The following is a 14,082-nucleotide window of genomic DNA, read 5'->3' as shown; positions in this document are numbered from 1 at the left end:
TTAACCGCCTCCGTTCAAGAGGACTTGACGGAGCTGCTTCTGATGCTGGCGTTCGCCCAGGGCAACTAACAGCGTGCCTTCTGTAATGACGACATCTGGACCCGGATTGATGGTTTTCCCTTTTTTAGGGTCGATCAAGGCAATGATGGTTGCACCGCTTTGTTGTCTTACATTTAATTCGCCAATGGAAAGCCCGATGCATTTAAAGCCGCTTTCAATGCGGTACCATTCAATGATCAAATCATCCAGTGCCACTTCAATAGTTTCCAGTGCTTTGGGCTTATAGGTGATCCCGCCCACAATAGCGGAGATATGTCTCGCTTCGTCATCATCAAGCGTAACCATGGATATACTTTCATCGGCATCGTCATGATTAAAATGGTACAGCTCGCGTCTTCCGTCATCATGCACGATAATCACCAGCTTGTCGCCGCTGCGGGTGGCTATCACAAATTTCTTGCCGATACCCGGCAGGTCGGTTTCCTTCAAATTCATCTATATCTTCCTCCAGTTTCAAGTTTATATTCCTCCGGTTCCAGCGTTTATATCTTTAGGTGCAGCATCGAAATTCGAAAAATGGCAGCATGAAGGCAGGCCCGTGAATACCTTCAAAAAAATTGGCTTCAAAATCGGGCTTCATTAAACGGGATACCGGAACATCCGAATAGGTTGTAGAGGAATTTAAACCACAAATCTGGAGGTGAATTTAACAGGGTGGAGCATGATTCGTTTGATACGTCCTGAAATAATGGGGCGGAAGGCCATGAGAGATAAGGCCTGATAAGCGGAGCACAGCAAAGATAGAATGAGCAGGAACATCGCTGCAAAGCGCAGGGTATCTTTGAGGACATGCTGAAGGGACGCGCGGACAACGGGACGGAACTGAACGGAATTCTCCATTTCCTCGGATTCTGTCCTGTCACTGGTTTCCGCAATCGGATGAACCCAGGTGAACGAAGAAACGGCAGCCGCCGCGGCGCTGTGGGAAGGGGTCAGGAAAAGGACAAAGGAGAGCGCTAACAAGCACAGCAGCCTCAGAGGGTTGAAACCCAATCGGCGTTGCCTCATAAGCGCTCTCCTCCTTTGCCTTAAATATTTGTATTAAAAGGATAGCATAGATGAACTTGGCACTACAAATGGGCGGGGAGACTTTGGACACAGCTGGGTTCTTCTAAACCTCCGACCGAGCCATTCGAATGGCCTCTTCGACGAATCCGCCTGACTGCACCAGTAGGGTTCTGGCCTGATCGGGATGAGAGTCGGACTGTATCATGACGATAGCTGCTTTGATATTTCGGCCTGAGGCTTCGTAGGCCTGCTCTATTGTATGGTCATCCGCTCCAGTGGCCAAAGCGATGAGACGTTTGGCCCGGTCAACAAGCTTTAGGTTGGATGGCTGCATATCTACCATCAGGTTGTCGTATACCTTGCCGCTGAGAATCATGGATGAAGTGGTCAACATGTTCAGAATGAGCTTCTGTGCCGTTCCGGCTTTCATTCGGGTCGAGCCGAGGATCGCTTCTGGGCCTACCTCGGCCTCGATCATGATGGTAGCAATCTGCTTCATAACAGAGTTGCGGTTATTGGCAATCCCCACTACGGTGCAGCCGAGCTCGGATGCCTTCTTCATCGCGCCGACCACGTAGGGGGTACGCCCGCTGGCCGATATGCCGACGACCACGTCCAAGGCGGTCACTTTCATCTGCTCTACGTCAATCCTGCCTGCCTCTTCATTATCTTCAGCGCCCTCCACGGCATGCTGGATGGCCTGCTGTCCGCCGGCAATCATCCCGACGATTTGCTCGGGAGGCGTTCCGTAAGTGGGCGGGCATTCTGCCGCATCCAGAATGCCTAAACGCCCGCTTGTTCCGGCTCCATAATAAAGCAGTCTTCCGCCAGCGGCAAAGGCATCCCTAATGGCAACGACAGCTTTTGCAATTTCAGGGATACATTGCTCGATGATTTGGGGAACAAGATGGTCCTCCTGATTGATCAGACGTAACATTTCTTCCGGGGGCTGGCGGTCAATATGTCGAGTATTCGGATTCTGCTGCTCGGTCGCCAGCATATGCAATTGTTCTTTCATTATGGTCCCTCCTTCAATCGTAACGCCAGATTCACGGCTCCATAGACAGGTCGATGCTCGGTTTGGATGATGGAGACAGATCCGCAATGCTTCTCGAGCTGTTCTTTATAAAAGTTCAGGAATAACGAAGAGTGTTTGAAGATCGACCCCGTTACTCCTTGGGGGACACCAGAGAATGAGAGGTCCTGTCTGCGAAGTGCCGCTGTCAAAGCTGCTAAATCTTCAGCGGCCGTGCACAAGATGTGCAAAGCGGCTGTATCCTGTTCTTCGGCGGCTTGGATGCAGGCTTCGGCTAGCTCGGCGATATGTTTCTTCTCGATGTGGGATTGATACATGACGCTTCTAAGCTCCGGCGGAGCAGATAGTCCTAACTTTCTTAAGATGAAAGGGGTAAGCAGGGTTGGAGGTTTTACTCCATCGAAGCTTAACATGACGGCTTGAAGGGAGGAGAGGCCGATTTCATAGCCGCTTCCTTTATCCCCCAACAGATGCCCCCATCCTCCAGTGCGGTGATGCTCTCCCGATGAGGCAATGCCGAAAACGATGGATCCGGTGCCGCTGATAGCCATCACTCCTCGGTTCTTCCCGAAAGCGGCCGCAAGTGCGATTTCGGCATCGTTTGTAACCTGGATTCCAATATCCGTATGGCCTTGTTTCTCAAAGTAATGGCGGACATGGGAGGCAACAACGTTTCTTTCATCCTGTTGCTCGGTGCCCGCTAGTCCAAGGCAGATGCCTATGCAGTCTTTCGGTAAGAGACCGTGTTTTTTATAAATTTCTTCTAACATAAGATGAACGACTTCCAATACCCGCTTTAACCCCACCGCTTTTACGTTGCTGGAGCCCCCGCCAAGGGTTATCAGCGTATCCCCGCTTAGGTCGGCCACTTGTAATTCGGTTTTTGTACCGCCTCCATCTATTCCGATGACGTGTCTCATAGTCCCTCCGCTCCAGATATCACATAAGATGTAATTTACATTCATTTTCAATACATTAATAGAATAAGTCAAAAATCCATTTATGTAAAATAAAATTTCAAAAAAATAATTACTTATCGGGATGAAAAATATTAAGAATCACTATAAAATAAAGGTTTATCAGGGTTATATTATAAAATAGATTCTAATATATATGTTTTTGTGTCGTGCAATTTGTTGTTAATTTTGAAGTAAAATTTTATATTGAAATTTTGTTTTATACTGTTATAATTTTCGGTGTAAAGAAAGTTACCATATCTTTGTTGGAGAGGGGGATTACAAATGACAGGAATCGTTCAGACCGGGGCTGACCAACTGACAAGACTAGGGTCGAAGCTTTTGAATGGAAAAAGGTTCGCTTTATTGACCAATCCGACGGGCATTGATTCCAGCTTCCGGTCAACGATTGATCTTTGCCGAAACGTAAAAGGGGGCCAGCTCACTGCATTTTTTGCTTGTGAGCATGGTTTACGGAATGAGAAACAGGCGGGCGTACTGTTTGAAGATGAAATGGATGCGGAATATGACTTGCCGGTATATAGTCTTTACGGGACAAACCGAAGGCCAACCGCCGAAAGCTTGAAAAATCTGGACGCGATCGTCTATGACATCCAGGATTTGGGTGTCAGGTTCTATACTTATTTGACGACACTTGTTTATGTGATGGAGGCCTGCGCAGATTACGGAGTGGAGCTGTTGGTGCTGGATCGCCCTAATCCTCTCGGAGGGAACCGGGTTGAGGGAGGTATATTGGAGGAAGAGTTTGAATCGATGGTTGGTGCCTGGCGGATGCCGATTCTTACCGGAATGACGATCGGAGAGTTTGCGCGTCTTGTAAACGGCCAAATGGAGAAGCCTTGCCGTTTGGAAGTGATTCCTCTTGAAGGATGGAATCGGTCCATGGAGTTTCCGGATACGGGGCTGCCCTGGATTATGCCGTCTCCGAACATGCCGAGTATGGAAACGGTTCGTATATACGGGGGAAATTGCCTGTTTGAAGGTACCAATCTGTCGGAGGGCCGTGGAACGACCAGACCCTTTGAGATGATCGGAGCCCCGTGGCTGGACCATCGGAAGCTGGCAGAAATGATGGCGGACTTAAACCTCCCGGGGGTGCACTATCATCCGGTAACCTTTACTCCCTCTTTCCATAAATATGCCGGGGAACTTTGCAACGGAATTATGACTTATGTGTCGGATCGTGACAGCTTTAGAGCTGTAGAAAGCGGGCTGTCACTGCTCCATCAGATTTTACGGCTGCATCCGGAGAAGCTGGAGTGGCGAGGCAGGGAAGACGGTAAACTTTTTATTGATATTCTAAGCGGTACCGCCGAGGTCAGGCTGAGAGCAGCCGATCTCGAGGGACTGCGGTCTATCCTGAACGGCTGGCGTGCGGACAGTGAACAGTGGCGGGAGATCCGCCGCCCGTATCTCTTATATGAAGAAGCATGATCCGGGCGAACGGTACGAGGAGTGGGAGGCTCTCGGCACGGCATGGGGGCCGGATTACAGAGAGCGTTTCCGGGGCATTTGGCAGCCGCTTCGAGATGCTGTTCAGGAGGGATTGATTCCGGGAGGTGTAGCGGGCATCCGCTATAAAGAGGGTTGTCTATATTATGCAGTCGGGTTGGCCGAGGCAGGAGAAAAGGAACGTCATACAGGGATTCATACCCTGTATGACTGCGCTTCGCTGACCAAGGTGACGGTCACCCTTCCGCTAATCCTGATGTTGTGGGAGCAGGGAAAGCTGGATTTGGATGACCGGGCCTCCATTTATATTCCCGAGCTGAATAGCCCGGAAAGCAGCCGGATTACGGTACGGCAGCTGCTAAGCCATACGGCAGGGCTGCCGCCTACGTGGAATTTCCACTGCAGCTCCTGGAACCTGGAGCAGATCCTGCATTTCCTGGGGAATAAAGTCGAGTTTAGTGGTCCGGAGACCGTATACAGCGACTTGGGGTTCATTTTGCTGGGAGTTATCGCAGAGAGGCTCTTGGGTACTTCTATCAACGAAGCGGCCCGAATGTATCTTTTTTCTCCACTTGAAATGAAGGAAAGCTGCTTTTGCCCGTCCCCGGACTTAAGGTTTCGAATTGCCTCGACAGAATGGAACGAGAAGCTTGGTGGTTTCTGGACAGGCATCGTACATGATGAGAACGCCCGGGCTCTGGGTGGGATCAGCGGACATGCCGGCTTGTTCGCCACCTGCCCTGATTTGTTGAAGTACGCCCAGCTATGGCTTGAGCCTGAACAAACACAGTTTGAAGGGAAACCGATTTTGTCTCGTTTTGTCATCAACGAAGCACAAAAGAGGCAGGGAAACGGTTTGGATCCGGCAAACCGTGGTCTTGGCTGGGTGCTCAAAGGAAACCGCTATGACGTGTCCGGAAGCCGGCTTTCTGATCTTTCTTTTGGACATACCGGATTTACGGGAACCAGTCTTTATATGGATCCGCAGCGTGGGATGGCCGCAGTGCTTATGACGAATCGTGTTCATTTTGGAAGGCAGCAGGATCTAACAGGGCTTAGAACAACGTTTCATGATGCAGCGGCTGAAGCCGTTGATCATTTGACTAAAGAATGAGGCTAAACCCAATATGGAATGGAGGAATAGGAATGAAAAGAATCAAGTCCATGTCAACTGTCCTGCTAACCTTTGCTACAGCTGTCGCTTTGTCGGCATGCGGAGGAAACAACGGGAGTAATGGCTCTGCGGCATCATCCAATACCGGAGGAGCTGCTTCATCGGATGCTAAAGTCACTGTCAGTATTACGTCCTGGAGGGCGGAAGCCAGCGAGCAGGAATTTTATAAACAGCTCCAGGCAGAACTGAATAAGACCGCGCCGGAAATCGTGATTGACTACAAGCCGGTAAAAGCTACGGAATATAATACTTCTCTTAATGTGGCGCTGAGTACGGATACGGCTGCCGATATCATCCATTTACGCCCGTATGCTGCAGGTACCACTATAGCTGATGCCGATTATCTTGAGCCCATTGACGATTTGAAGGGCCTGGATGTGTTTACACCTGAGCAGCTGAAGGCCGCTCAAGGATCTGACGGCAAGCAATATGGTGTGCCTTACATGCTGAGCTCCACTCAAGTTCTCTACAATAAAGATATTTTTGCGAAATACAATCTGCAGGAGCCTAAAACGTGGGACGAATTCATCAAATTAGCGGATACGCTGAAATCGAACAATGTGACGCCGCTTGCCTTCGGTTCCAAAGAAGGCTGGGTATTGTCCCTGATGCACGGTGCTATTGCTCCGCAGTTTTATGGGCATGACTTTGTTGATAAATTCCTGAAAGGCGAAGCCAAGCTGGACAGCCCGGAATACATCAGTTCCATCGAGGCGTTAAAGAGCCTGCAGCCTTATTTCCCGGCCAACTTTGAAGGTCTCAGCATGGAGGATATCCGGACGATCTTTGCTACAGGCCAGGCTGGCATGGTCATCGACGGACACTTCGAAATTGCTTCGATTCAGGCCTTGAACCCTGAAATCAAGATTGGAGCATTCGCGGTGCCGCCGGTGAAGGAGGGCGATGAGCCGTCTGTCAGCACTTGGGTAGACGGCAGCTTTGCCATAAACAAAAACTCCAAAAACAAAGAAGCTGCCCGCAAAGTCCTGGAATTTATGACGACTAAAGAATACGGAAGTATGATCCTCGGCAGCACGAAATCGCCTTCGCCGATTCCAGGTGTATCAACGGACGACGAACTGGTGAACGCCATCTCGGATCTGGCTTCGAAATACGGCCAGCCCTATTTCGCAGTTACCAATCTGAATTCCGGCAATCCGACTACCAAATCAACCTTGGAAACGGATTTGCAGGGCATGTTCCTCGATGCTATGACGCCGGAGCAAGTGGCCGCCGATGTCCAGAAGAGCGCAGATACCTGGTTTAAGTAAAGTATACGTTTTCGACAAAACGTCTTAATCACTGATCATAACGGCCGGATGTTTAGAGGTTATAGGAACATACGGCCGGGATGATCAACGGGTCATTCGGCAATAAAGAGAAACTTATTTGGTCTGCGAGGTGAACAATTGTGGAAGATACGCCAACAGCCGGCGCCCCTCCGAGAAACGGCACATGGAAAAAACATTTGATTCATTTATTTCCGGTACCTGCAATTCTCTTTTATACCCTGTTTATCGTTTACCCTATTCTTGCGGCTTTCACCTACAGTCTGTTCGAATGGAAGGGACTGGTTATGGGCCGCTTTAATAACTTTGACAACTTTATTCGCCTGTTCACCCAGGAGCCTTATCATACGATGTTTTGGCGGGCGCTCAGGCACAACCTTTATTATTTTGTCGTTGAGATGGTGGTGCAGAACGGCATTGCGTTCGGTCTGGCTTATCTCATTTTCCGGAAAATCAAAGGGGCCTCCTTCTTTAAAGTGGCTTATTTTCTGCCTCGTCTTCTGTCCGTTATTATCGTCGGCTTCTTATGGAAGCTTATCCTGAATCCCAACATGGGCATTTTAAATGCTGTTCTGCGCAAAGTCGGTTTAGAATCGCTCACTACTGCATGGTTGGGAGACCCGGATACGGCGCTGACGGCAGTAGTCCTGATCAACTCCTGGTTTGCGATCGGTTTCTATATGCTGATCTTACTCGCGGGTCTGCAGTCCATTCCGGAAGAAGTGATGGAGGCCGCACGTCTAGACGGTACTACGGGCTTCCGGTTAATTCGTTCGGTCGTTTTGCCCATGATGTTCCAGCCTATGGTGATTGTGATCGTGATGACCTTCATCCAGTCTTTCGAAGCTTTTGAATTGGTATTTGCGATGCAGGGCTCTACGGGAGAGCCGTTTTATTCGACGGACTTACTTGCTGTTTTCTTCTATCGCACCGCTTTTGGCGGTAATTCCGGTGACACGGGTTCACTGGGCATCGGTTCTGCGCTTGCCGTTGTTTTGTTTGCGATTATCGCCATTATTTCCGCCGTCTTTATGAAGTACGTCAATCATAAAGAAACGGCCTGACAGAAAGGGGAGGCACATGAGACTAAGGGTAATGAAAAGAAGTGTTTTATATGTGCTGGCTGTGGGTTATGCAATCGTGTCTTTATTTCCCCTGCTGTTGATGTTGATTTCTTCCTTTAAACCTAACGTGGAGATTTTCACCAAACCGCTCGCCTGGCCCAGCAAATTCTCGGTGGTTTCCTATGATAAATTATTTGTAGAATTGAATTATTCCAAGTATATTTTCAATAGTGCATTCGTAAGTGTGGCAACGTTGGTTATACTGGTCGTGTGCAGCGTGATGGTATCCTTTTATATCGCCCGGTTCCGCTTTAAATGGAATGGTCTGTTGTTTTTCTACTTCCTGCTGGGAATGATGCTGCCGATTAAATTGGGTCTGGTACCACTATTTCTGCTGGTTCGTGATCTAGGCCTGATTAACTCCTATTGGTCTATCATTCTGATTCAGGTCGGGGCGGGTCTGCCGATGGCTGTGTTAATTCTCAGCGGATTTTTTCGAACGCTGCCTTCGGAACTGGAGGAAGCGGGACGTATGGACGGCTGCTCCAGCGGCGGTCTGCTGGTTCGCATTCTCGTGCCGCTGATGAAGCCGGCAATCGGAACGGTGGTCATTATCAATTTTATTGGTGTTTGGAACGACTTCTTTTTCCCGATGATTTTTATTCAGGATGAAGCGAAGAAAACTATACCTTTGGGCATGCTGCAGCTGTTTGGTGAATTTACGACCGACTGGAGCGTGCTGTTTGCAGGCCTGACCTTATCTTCGCTGCCAATGATCATTATTTTCGCCTTGGCCTCCCGGCAATTTATGGACGGGCTTACAGCAGGTGCTGTAAAATAAAGGATACGGATCTTAGAGGCTTATAGAGAACCGAGGATAAGAGAGAGGGAGGAAAACTCCATGAATGGCGGATTAGTGCGGCTTAGGGAGCTCGTGAATACCTTAACGTCTTCCGAGCGCAAAGTAGCCGATTTTATTTTAAACGATCCCCAGCGGATTATTGATATGTCCGTCGCTCAGCTTGCCGAGGAAAGCGGCGGTTCTCAAGCCGCCGTGATCCGGCTGTGCAAATCTGCAGGATTTAAGGGGTATCAGGAGCTGAAGCTCAAAGTGGCCGGAGACTTGCAAACCCAGGGCTTCGCAAACGGCTATCAGGAAATTAAACCGGATAGCACGATCGCCGAGCTGATGGAGACCGTTTCCAATAATAATATGCAGTCTATTGTAGATACGATGAAAATTCTGACGCCTGCTTTAGTGGAAAAAGCAGTGGAGACGTTGGTACAAGCCAAGCAAATCTTCTTCTATGGTGTAGGAGCCTCGAATCTCATTGCCCTGGACGCCCAGCAGAAATTCATGCGCATTAACAAACTTAGTATGGCCTTCATGGATCCCGACCAGCAGCTGATTTCTTCCGTCATGCTGACTAAAGAGGATGTGGTGGTCGGCATTTCTTATTCCGGCGAAACCCAGACGGTTGTGGATTGTCTTAAACATGCGAAAGAGCGGGGAGCAGCAGTCATTTCGATTACCCGTTATGGAAACAACCCAGTCAGCGAACTGGCGGATATTCCACTGTATATCTCTTCAACCGAAATGGAGATCCGCAGCGGAGCTACTTCTTCCCGGATTACCCAGCTTAACCTTATTGATATTCTTTATCTGGCGGTATCCAGCCGGAATTATGAGCAGTCTGTCCGGTATCTTGAATTAACGCGTAAAGTGGTCAAGAAAAACCACAAATAACCCTTAAGATAATAAAACTCCGGTTTACGGTCATACATAGGAATACCAAACCAACAAAAAAAACAAGCGGCTATACCCGGTTCCCCCTTACAAGAACTGGAGTAAAGACGCTTGTTTGTATATAGAGGCGGGTGATCCGCAGGTTTTGAACTGGAAAACTCAGAAATATCTCAAATAAATGTAGACAGTGGACATCAGAACGGTAATGATCATTAACGGAAAGCCGTATTTAATGAACTTCATGAAGCTGATCGGCTCATCTTCTTTGGCAGACATCCCTGCTGCAACCAGGTTTGCGCTGGCACCAATCAAAGTTCCGTTCCCGCCAAGACACGCCCCCAGGGATAAGCTCCACCACAAAGGTTCGATCGGGTGAACGCCAAGTTGGGCCATATCCTGAATCAAAGGAATCATGGTGGCAACAAACGGAATGTTGTCCAGAAAAGCCGAAGCGATGGCGCTGAGCCACAGAATCAGCATACTTCCCGCTAATGCGTCTCCCCCTGTAAGCGAAATGGCGCGGTCTGCCAGTCGGGAGATAACCCCCGTATCCACGAGACCTCCCACCAGAACAAATAATCCGATAAAGAAGAACAGGGTCGGCCATTCAACAGAACGGAAAGCACGTTCCATGATGTGTTCGCCGGTAAGGAGCAGCAGCAGAAAAGCCCCTGCCAGTGCTACAGTTGCGGATTCCAGATGCAAAGCTTGATGCAGGAAGAATCCGATAATCACAAGACCGAGAATGCTTAAGCTTTTGATCAGCAGACTCCGGTCGTGGATGATGCCGTTCAAATTATAATTCATCAGCTGTTTCCGGTTCTCTTCTGTAGTCTTAAGCTGTTTCCTGAAGAGCAGGATAAATAACAGGATACTGACAGCCAGGATGATCAGGATGACCGGGGCCAGATTCAGCAGGAAAGCATTAAAAGTCATCTCTTTCACGGCGCTGCCGATCATAATATTCGGCGGATCACCGATCAGGGTTGCGGTTCCGCCGATATTGGAAGCCATAACCTGGGTGAAGATAAAGGGAAAAGCAGGAACCTTGAGCTGCCGGGTGATGCTGAAGGTTACCGGAACCATGAGCATGATCGTGGTTACGTTATCCAGGAAGGCCGAGCCAAGGGCCGTAATAACCGCCAGCATCCAAAGGATACGGATGGGATGCCCGCCGGCCTTTTTCGCCGTCCAAAGACCAATAAATTTAAACAATCCCGTTTCGGCCGTTGTGTTGACAATAACCATCATGCCGAGCAGCAGGCCCAGGGTGTTGAAATCAATGTGTTCCAGCGCTGATTCCTGGCTCAGGATGCCGAATACAATTAACAGGATGCCGCCTAACATGGCGATGATGGTGCGGTGAATCTTTTCACTGATGATGAGGGCGTAGGTTACTAGAAAGATGGCAATCGCCCACCAAGCTTGTGCGTGCATAACAACCTCCCTTAATAACTTCATAAATTAATAATTCATAATATGAGCTGCGAAAGACGGAATTAAACCCGGTATGGAGAGCTGACAGCCTTAAAAAAGATAAAAAGAGCCCGTCAGTGACAGGCTCCTCCAAGTAAAGCTGCATAATTCTATTGTCCGTAGTTCCATTGGTTCCGTAAGTTCTATTTCCGTAAGTTCCATTGTCCGGAAACACGTTCGCATACACTTATATAAGTATAAATTTTATGTTTGAACCTGTAAACCATTTTGCAGCTAAACTTACGGTCTGAGTCGATCCTCGACTTTGGTCTAGGTTCAAAAACCGCCCCCGGTCTGTTTTGGGAAAAGACGCCGAGGTTTAGAATAGAGTCATAAGGTTAAGGGGAGGCGGTGAACAATATGAGAAACAGCGGATCTAAAGGACTTGCGTTTATACTTATTGTAATTGGGGTGCTGGTCATTACCGGCAAATTTATCCCGCTGCTCAGTCATGTATTTGGATTCTTCTTCGGACTGATTATCGCAGCGGCCATGATTGCGTTAGGTTATTACGGGATTCGCCGGGGCAACGCCGTTTTTGGCTGGATCGTTCTGATCATCGGTGTGTTGGTTCTGCTTTCCAAGCTGGCCTGGCTGATCGTGCCGGCCATTGGCATCGGGATAGTGCTGTACGGTATTTCCGTATTCCGAAACGGCAGAAGGCATGGCTAAGGCCAAGCGGGTTTGCGATCCAGGTTTTCTAAACAGCTTCATTTCAGCAAGTAAATGATTCAGACGCGAAATTAAAAACGAAATGAACCGAATGGATTTTATAAGCACAAAATCCGGAAGGGTTAGGAGGGACAGCTCAGCATGGGCGTATTTCGACGGGTTAGAGACATTACATTGGCTACATTAAACGAACGGCTGGAACAAGCGCAGGATCCGGTGCAGATGATTGACCGGTTTCTGTACGAAACCCGGCAGGAGATTGCAGAAGTAGAGAAGCTGTACCAGCAGTGTTCTACACATACCCGGAATTTAAAAGGACAGGTTGAGCAGGCTAAGGCCATGCGTTCCAAAAGGGAAGAGCAGGCTCTGCTGGCTCTGAAAGCCGGGGAAGAGCATCTGGCCAAAATGGCCTTGCAGGAGAAAATGCTCTATGAAGAAAAGCTGGAGCAATACGAAGAACTATATCTTCAAAGCTCTGATTCCTTACAAGAGCTCGAGCTGCAGCTCGGTGAATTAAAAACCGAGTATCAGACAGTGTACAGCAAACGACAATATTATTATGCGCGGATGGAGACGCTGCGGCTGCAGCAGCGCATGAACCAGCGTATGGGAAGCGACCGGGACGTGCCGAAAATGTTCGGCCGGCTCGAGGACCGGGTTTCGGACATGGAGTGGGAGCAGCGCAGCTTACGCGAGCTTCGCAGAAGCGAAACCTCCGGAGAGAGCGGCCTTTTCAGCACAGCAGGCCTACAGTCTACACTGGAGCGCGAGCTGGAGCGGCTGAAGCAGAAACTGAGCAAGCAGGAAGGAGTGTAAGCACGTGAGCAGAGTATATAGATCCCGCAAAGACCGCTGGATTACTGGATTGTGCGGCGGGCTGGCGGAAAGCTTTGGCATCAGCGCGGGCATTCTGCGTCTGCTTCTCGTGATTGCGATTCCTTTTACAAGCGGAGCCGTTATTCTGCTCTATTTGATCGCATCACTGGTAGTATCGAAGGAACCTTATCAGCCGCATGATCCTTTCTACGGCGGTGGCTGGAATTCGGGTTATAACCCAGGTCCCGGTCCTGGTCCTGAAGCGGGTCCTGGACCAGGCGGATATGGACCGGATCGCCGGTTCTCGCATCAGGAGTTCAAGCGGAACTTCGAAGAGCGGTTCTCTGGACGGCGCGGACCATTTGCGCCGCCTCCGCCAAGATCCTCGCAATTCGGGCATGATACCCGCAGAGGTCCCGAAGGCTATGGCCGGGAGGATGAATCCAATCTGGATTACATGATGGGCGATATTGAGAAGAAAGCGATGCAGAAGGAACTGGAAGAGCTTCGTCAGAAGCTCGCTAAATATGAAACCGGGAAGCAAGAGAAAGGAGACGAATAACAATGGGAGTATTCAAGAGAATTAAGGATATTACAAAAGCGTCTGTTAACGAAATGCTGGACAAAGTGGAAGATCCGATCGTCATGCTCAATCAGTATTTGCGCGATATGGAGGCTGAGATCCGTGAAGCCGAGGTAACGGTGGCGAAGCAGATGGCGAACGAGCGCCGTATGAAGCAGCGTCTGGACGAAGCCGTGCGCATTTCCGCACAGCGTGAAAGCCAGGCTGCGGCTGCCTTGAGCAATGGCCAGGAGGAGATCGCCCGCAAGCTGCTGGAGGAGAAAATTTACTACGACCAGAAGCAGGTCGAATTCCATGATCTGCACACTCAGGCTGAAGTGCATGCCCAGGATCTGAAGCAGCAGCTGCATGACATGAAAGACGAGTTCTACAAGCTGCGCAACAAACGCAATGAGCTGGTATCCCGGGCTCAAATGGCCAAAGCGAAGAAACAAATGTCTTCGATCAGCAGCCTGCATACGATTGAGAGCGGCAGCGCTTCGATGGGCTTCCAGCGTATGGAAGAGAAGATTATGCAGATGGAAGCCGAAGCAGACGTGATGCGTACCCCGTATAACGGCGGCGGCAGCAGCCTCTACAATTCGAATCCCGTGGATGTCGAGAAGCAGATGAAGATCGAGGAACAGCTTAACGCGCTGAAATCGAAGCTTGGCGGCGGCAGCACTTCAGCCAAACCAGCTGCGGATTCTGAGGAATAAGTGATTCAGGAAGCTCGATAAATATGTTAT

At 49.4% G+C, this 14,082-nt stretch carries 15 protein-coding genes; 10 read left to right on the top strand and 5 right to left on the bottom strand.

What is annotated here, in order from left to right; translation table 11 throughout:
• The 4 genes from CBE73_RS10290 to CBE73_RS10275 all read right to left on the bottom strand — a co-directional run bounded on the left by CBE73_RS10290 (nt 1) and on the right by CBE73_RS10275 (nt 3,024).
• Nucleotides 1–495, bottom strand: a complete 495-nt coding sequence (locus tag CBE73_RS10290; RefSeq protein ID WP_094094157.1) for a cation:proton antiporter regulatory subunit — start codon at nt 493–495, stop codon at nt 1–3.
• Between the two features lie 186 nt (nt 496–681).
• Nucleotides 682–1,068 carry a hypothetical protein gene (locus CBE73_RS10285; RefSeq protein ID WP_094094156.1) on the bottom strand — a complete coding sequence of 129 codons (387 nt, stop codon included), beginning with the start codon at nt 1,066–1,068 and terminating at the stop codon, nt 682–684.
• Between the two features lie 103 nt (nt 1,069–1,171).
• Entirely contained in the window at nt 1,172–2,086 is a 915-nt protein-coding gene (gene murQ / locus CBE73_RS10280) for an N-acetylmuramic acid 6-phosphate etherase (RefSeq protein ID WP_094094155.1), read from the bottom strand.
• A complete protein-coding gene (locus CBE73_RS10275) occupies nt 2,086–3,024 on the bottom strand; it encodes a BadF/BadG/BcrA/BcrD ATPase family protein (RefSeq protein WP_157739488.1) in 939 nt (312 codons plus the stop codon). The genes murQ and CBE73_RS10275 overlap by 1 nt, the downstream gene beginning before the upstream one ends.
• A 321-nt stretch (nt 3,025–3,345) precedes the next feature.
• Here CBE73_RS10275 and CBE73_RS10270 point away from each other — a divergent pair, with 321 nt between their 5' ends.
• The 6 genes from CBE73_RS10270 (at nt 3,346) to CBE73_RS10245 (ending at nt 9,807) form a co-directional block, all read left to right on the top strand.
• Nucleotides 3,346–4,515, top strand: coding sequence for an exo-beta-N-acetylmuramidase NamZ family protein (locus CBE73_RS10270; RefSeq protein ID WP_094094153.1), 1,170 nt, complete (start codon nt 3,346–3,348; stop codon nt 4,513–4,515).
• The gene (locus CBE73_RS10265; protein WP_094094152.1) at nt 4,502–5,647 is read left to right on the top strand and encodes a serine hydrolase domain-containing protein; all 1,146 of its coding nucleotides are present in this window, start codon (nt 4,502–4,504) and stop codon (nt 5,645–5,647) included. Before CBE73_RS10270 ends, CBE73_RS10265 begins: the two co-directional genes overlap by 14 nt.
• A gap of 32 nt (nt 5,648–5,679) precedes the next feature.
• Nucleotides 5,680–6,978, top strand: coding sequence for an ABC transporter substrate-binding protein (locus CBE73_RS10260; RefSeq protein WP_094094151.1), 1,299 nt, complete (start codon nt 5,680–5,682; stop codon nt 6,976–6,978).
• A gap of 140 nt (nt 6,979–7,118) precedes the next feature.
• Nucleotides 7,119–8,060, top strand: coding sequence for a carbohydrate ABC transporter permease (locus CBE73_RS10255; protein WP_094094150.1), 942 nt, complete (start codon nt 7,119–7,121; stop codon nt 8,058–8,060).
• 16 nt (nt 8,061–8,076) lie between these two features.
• Nucleotides 8,077–8,901, top strand: coding sequence for a carbohydrate ABC transporter permease (locus tag CBE73_RS10250; protein ID WP_094094149.1), 825 nt, complete (start codon nt 8,077–8,079; stop codon nt 8,899–8,901).
• Between the two features lie 60 nt (nt 8,902–8,961).
• Entirely contained in the window at nt 8,962–9,807 is an 846-nt protein-coding gene (locus tag CBE73_RS10245; RefSeq protein WP_094094148.1) for a MurR/RpiR family transcriptional regulator, read from the top strand.
• A gap of 159 nt (nt 9,808–9,966) precedes the next feature.
• Here the strand turns inward: CBE73_RS10245 and CBE73_RS10240 are convergent, their stop codons facing one another.
• The gene (locus tag CBE73_RS10240) at nt 9,967–11,244 is read right to left on the bottom strand and encodes an ArsB/NhaD family transporter (protein WP_094094147.1); all 1,278 of its coding nucleotides are present in this window, start codon (nt 11,242–11,244) and stop codon (nt 9,967–9,969) included.
• Between the two features lie 399 nt (nt 11,245–11,643).
• Here CBE73_RS10240 and CBE73_RS10235 point away from each other — a divergent pair, with 399 nt between their 5' ends.
• The 4 genes from CBE73_RS10235 to CBE73_RS10220 all read left to right on the top strand — a co-directional run bounded on the left by CBE73_RS10235 (nt 11,644) and on the right by CBE73_RS10220 (nt 14,052).
• Nucleotides 11,644–11,955: a hypothetical protein gene (locus CBE73_RS10235; protein ID WP_094094146.1), complete on the top strand. Its 312-nt coding sequence runs from the start codon at nt 11,644–11,646 to the stop codon at nt 11,953–11,955.
• Nucleotides 11,956–12,096: 141 nt separating this feature from the next.
• Nucleotides 12,097–12,771, top strand: coding sequence for a PspA/IM30 family protein (locus CBE73_RS10230; protein ID WP_094094145.1), 675 nt, complete (start codon nt 12,097–12,099; stop codon nt 12,769–12,771).
• A gap of 4 nt (nt 12,772–12,775) precedes the next feature.
• A complete protein-coding gene (locus CBE73_RS10225; protein ID WP_094094144.1) occupies nt 12,776–13,333 on the top strand; it encodes a PspC domain-containing protein in 558 nt (185 codons plus the stop codon).
• A gap of 2 nt (nt 13,334–13,335) precedes the next feature.
• The gene (locus CBE73_RS10220; protein WP_094094143.1) at nt 13,336–14,052 is read left to right on the top strand and encodes a PspA/IM30 family protein; all 717 of its coding nucleotides are present in this window, start codon (nt 13,336–13,338) and stop codon (nt 14,050–14,052) included.
• Nucleotides 14,053–14,082 lie beyond the last annotated feature (30 nt).

This window comes from Paenibacillus physcomitrellae, from assembly GCF_002240225.1.
Lineage (GTDB): Bacteria > Bacillota > Bacilli > Paenibacillales > Paenibacillaceae > Fontibacillus > Fontibacillus physcomitrellae.
The sequence above is the reverse complement of the archived record's forward strand: the minus strand, read 5'-3'. Positions and strand labels throughout refer to the sequence as shown.

Excerpts from the sequence above, each read along its gene's own strand:
- CBE73_RS10290 (WP_094094157.1), bottom strand. The coding sequence starts at position 495 with ATGAATTTGAAGGAAACCGACCTGCCGGGTATCGGCAAGAAATTTGTG.
- CBE73_RS10285 (WP_094094156.1), bottom strand. The coding sequence starts at position 1,068 with ATGAGGCAACGCCGATTGGGTTTCAACCCTCTGAGGCTGCTGTGCTTG.
- murQ (WP_094094155.1), bottom strand. The coding sequence starts at position 2,086 with ATGAAAGAACAATTGCATATGCTGGCGACCGAGCAGCAGAATCCGAAT.
- CBE73_RS10275 (WP_157739488.1), bottom strand. The coding sequence starts at position 3,024 with ATGAGACACGTCATCGGAATAGATGGAGGCGGTACAAAAACCGAATTA.
- CBE73_RS10270 (WP_094094153.1), top strand. The coding sequence starts at position 3,346 with ATGACAGGAATCGTTCAGACCGGGGCTGACCAACTGACAAGACTAGGG.
- CBE73_RS10265 (WP_094094152.1), top strand. The coding sequence starts at position 4,502 with ATGAAGAAGCATGATCCGGGCGAACGGTACGAGGAGTGGGAGGCTCTC.
- CBE73_RS10260 (WP_094094151.1), top strand. The coding sequence starts at position 5,680 with ATGAAAAGAATCAAGTCCATGTCAACTGTCCTGCTAACCTTTGCTACA.
- CBE73_RS10250 (WP_094094149.1), top strand. The coding sequence starts at position 8,077 with ATGAGACTAAGGGTAATGAAAAGAAGTGTTTTATATGTGCTGGCTGTG.
- CBE73_RS10245 (WP_094094148.1), top strand. The coding sequence starts at position 8,962 with ATGAATGGCGGATTAGTGCGGCTTAGGGAGCTCGTGAATACCTTAACG.
- CBE73_RS10240 (WP_094094147.1), bottom strand. The coding sequence starts at position 11,244 with ATGCACGCACAAGCTTGGTGGGCGATTGCCATCTTTCTAGTAACCTAC.
- CBE73_RS10235 (WP_094094146.1), top strand. The coding sequence starts at position 11,644 with ATGAGAAACAGCGGATCTAAAGGACTTGCGTTTATACTTATTGTAATT.
- CBE73_RS10230 (WP_094094145.1), top strand. The coding sequence starts at position 12,097 with ATGGGCGTATTTCGACGGGTTAGAGACATTACATTGGCTACATTAAAC.
- CBE73_RS10220 (WP_094094143.1), top strand. The coding sequence starts at position 13,336 with ATGGGAGTATTCAAGAGAATTAAGGATATTACAAAAGCGTCTGTTAAC.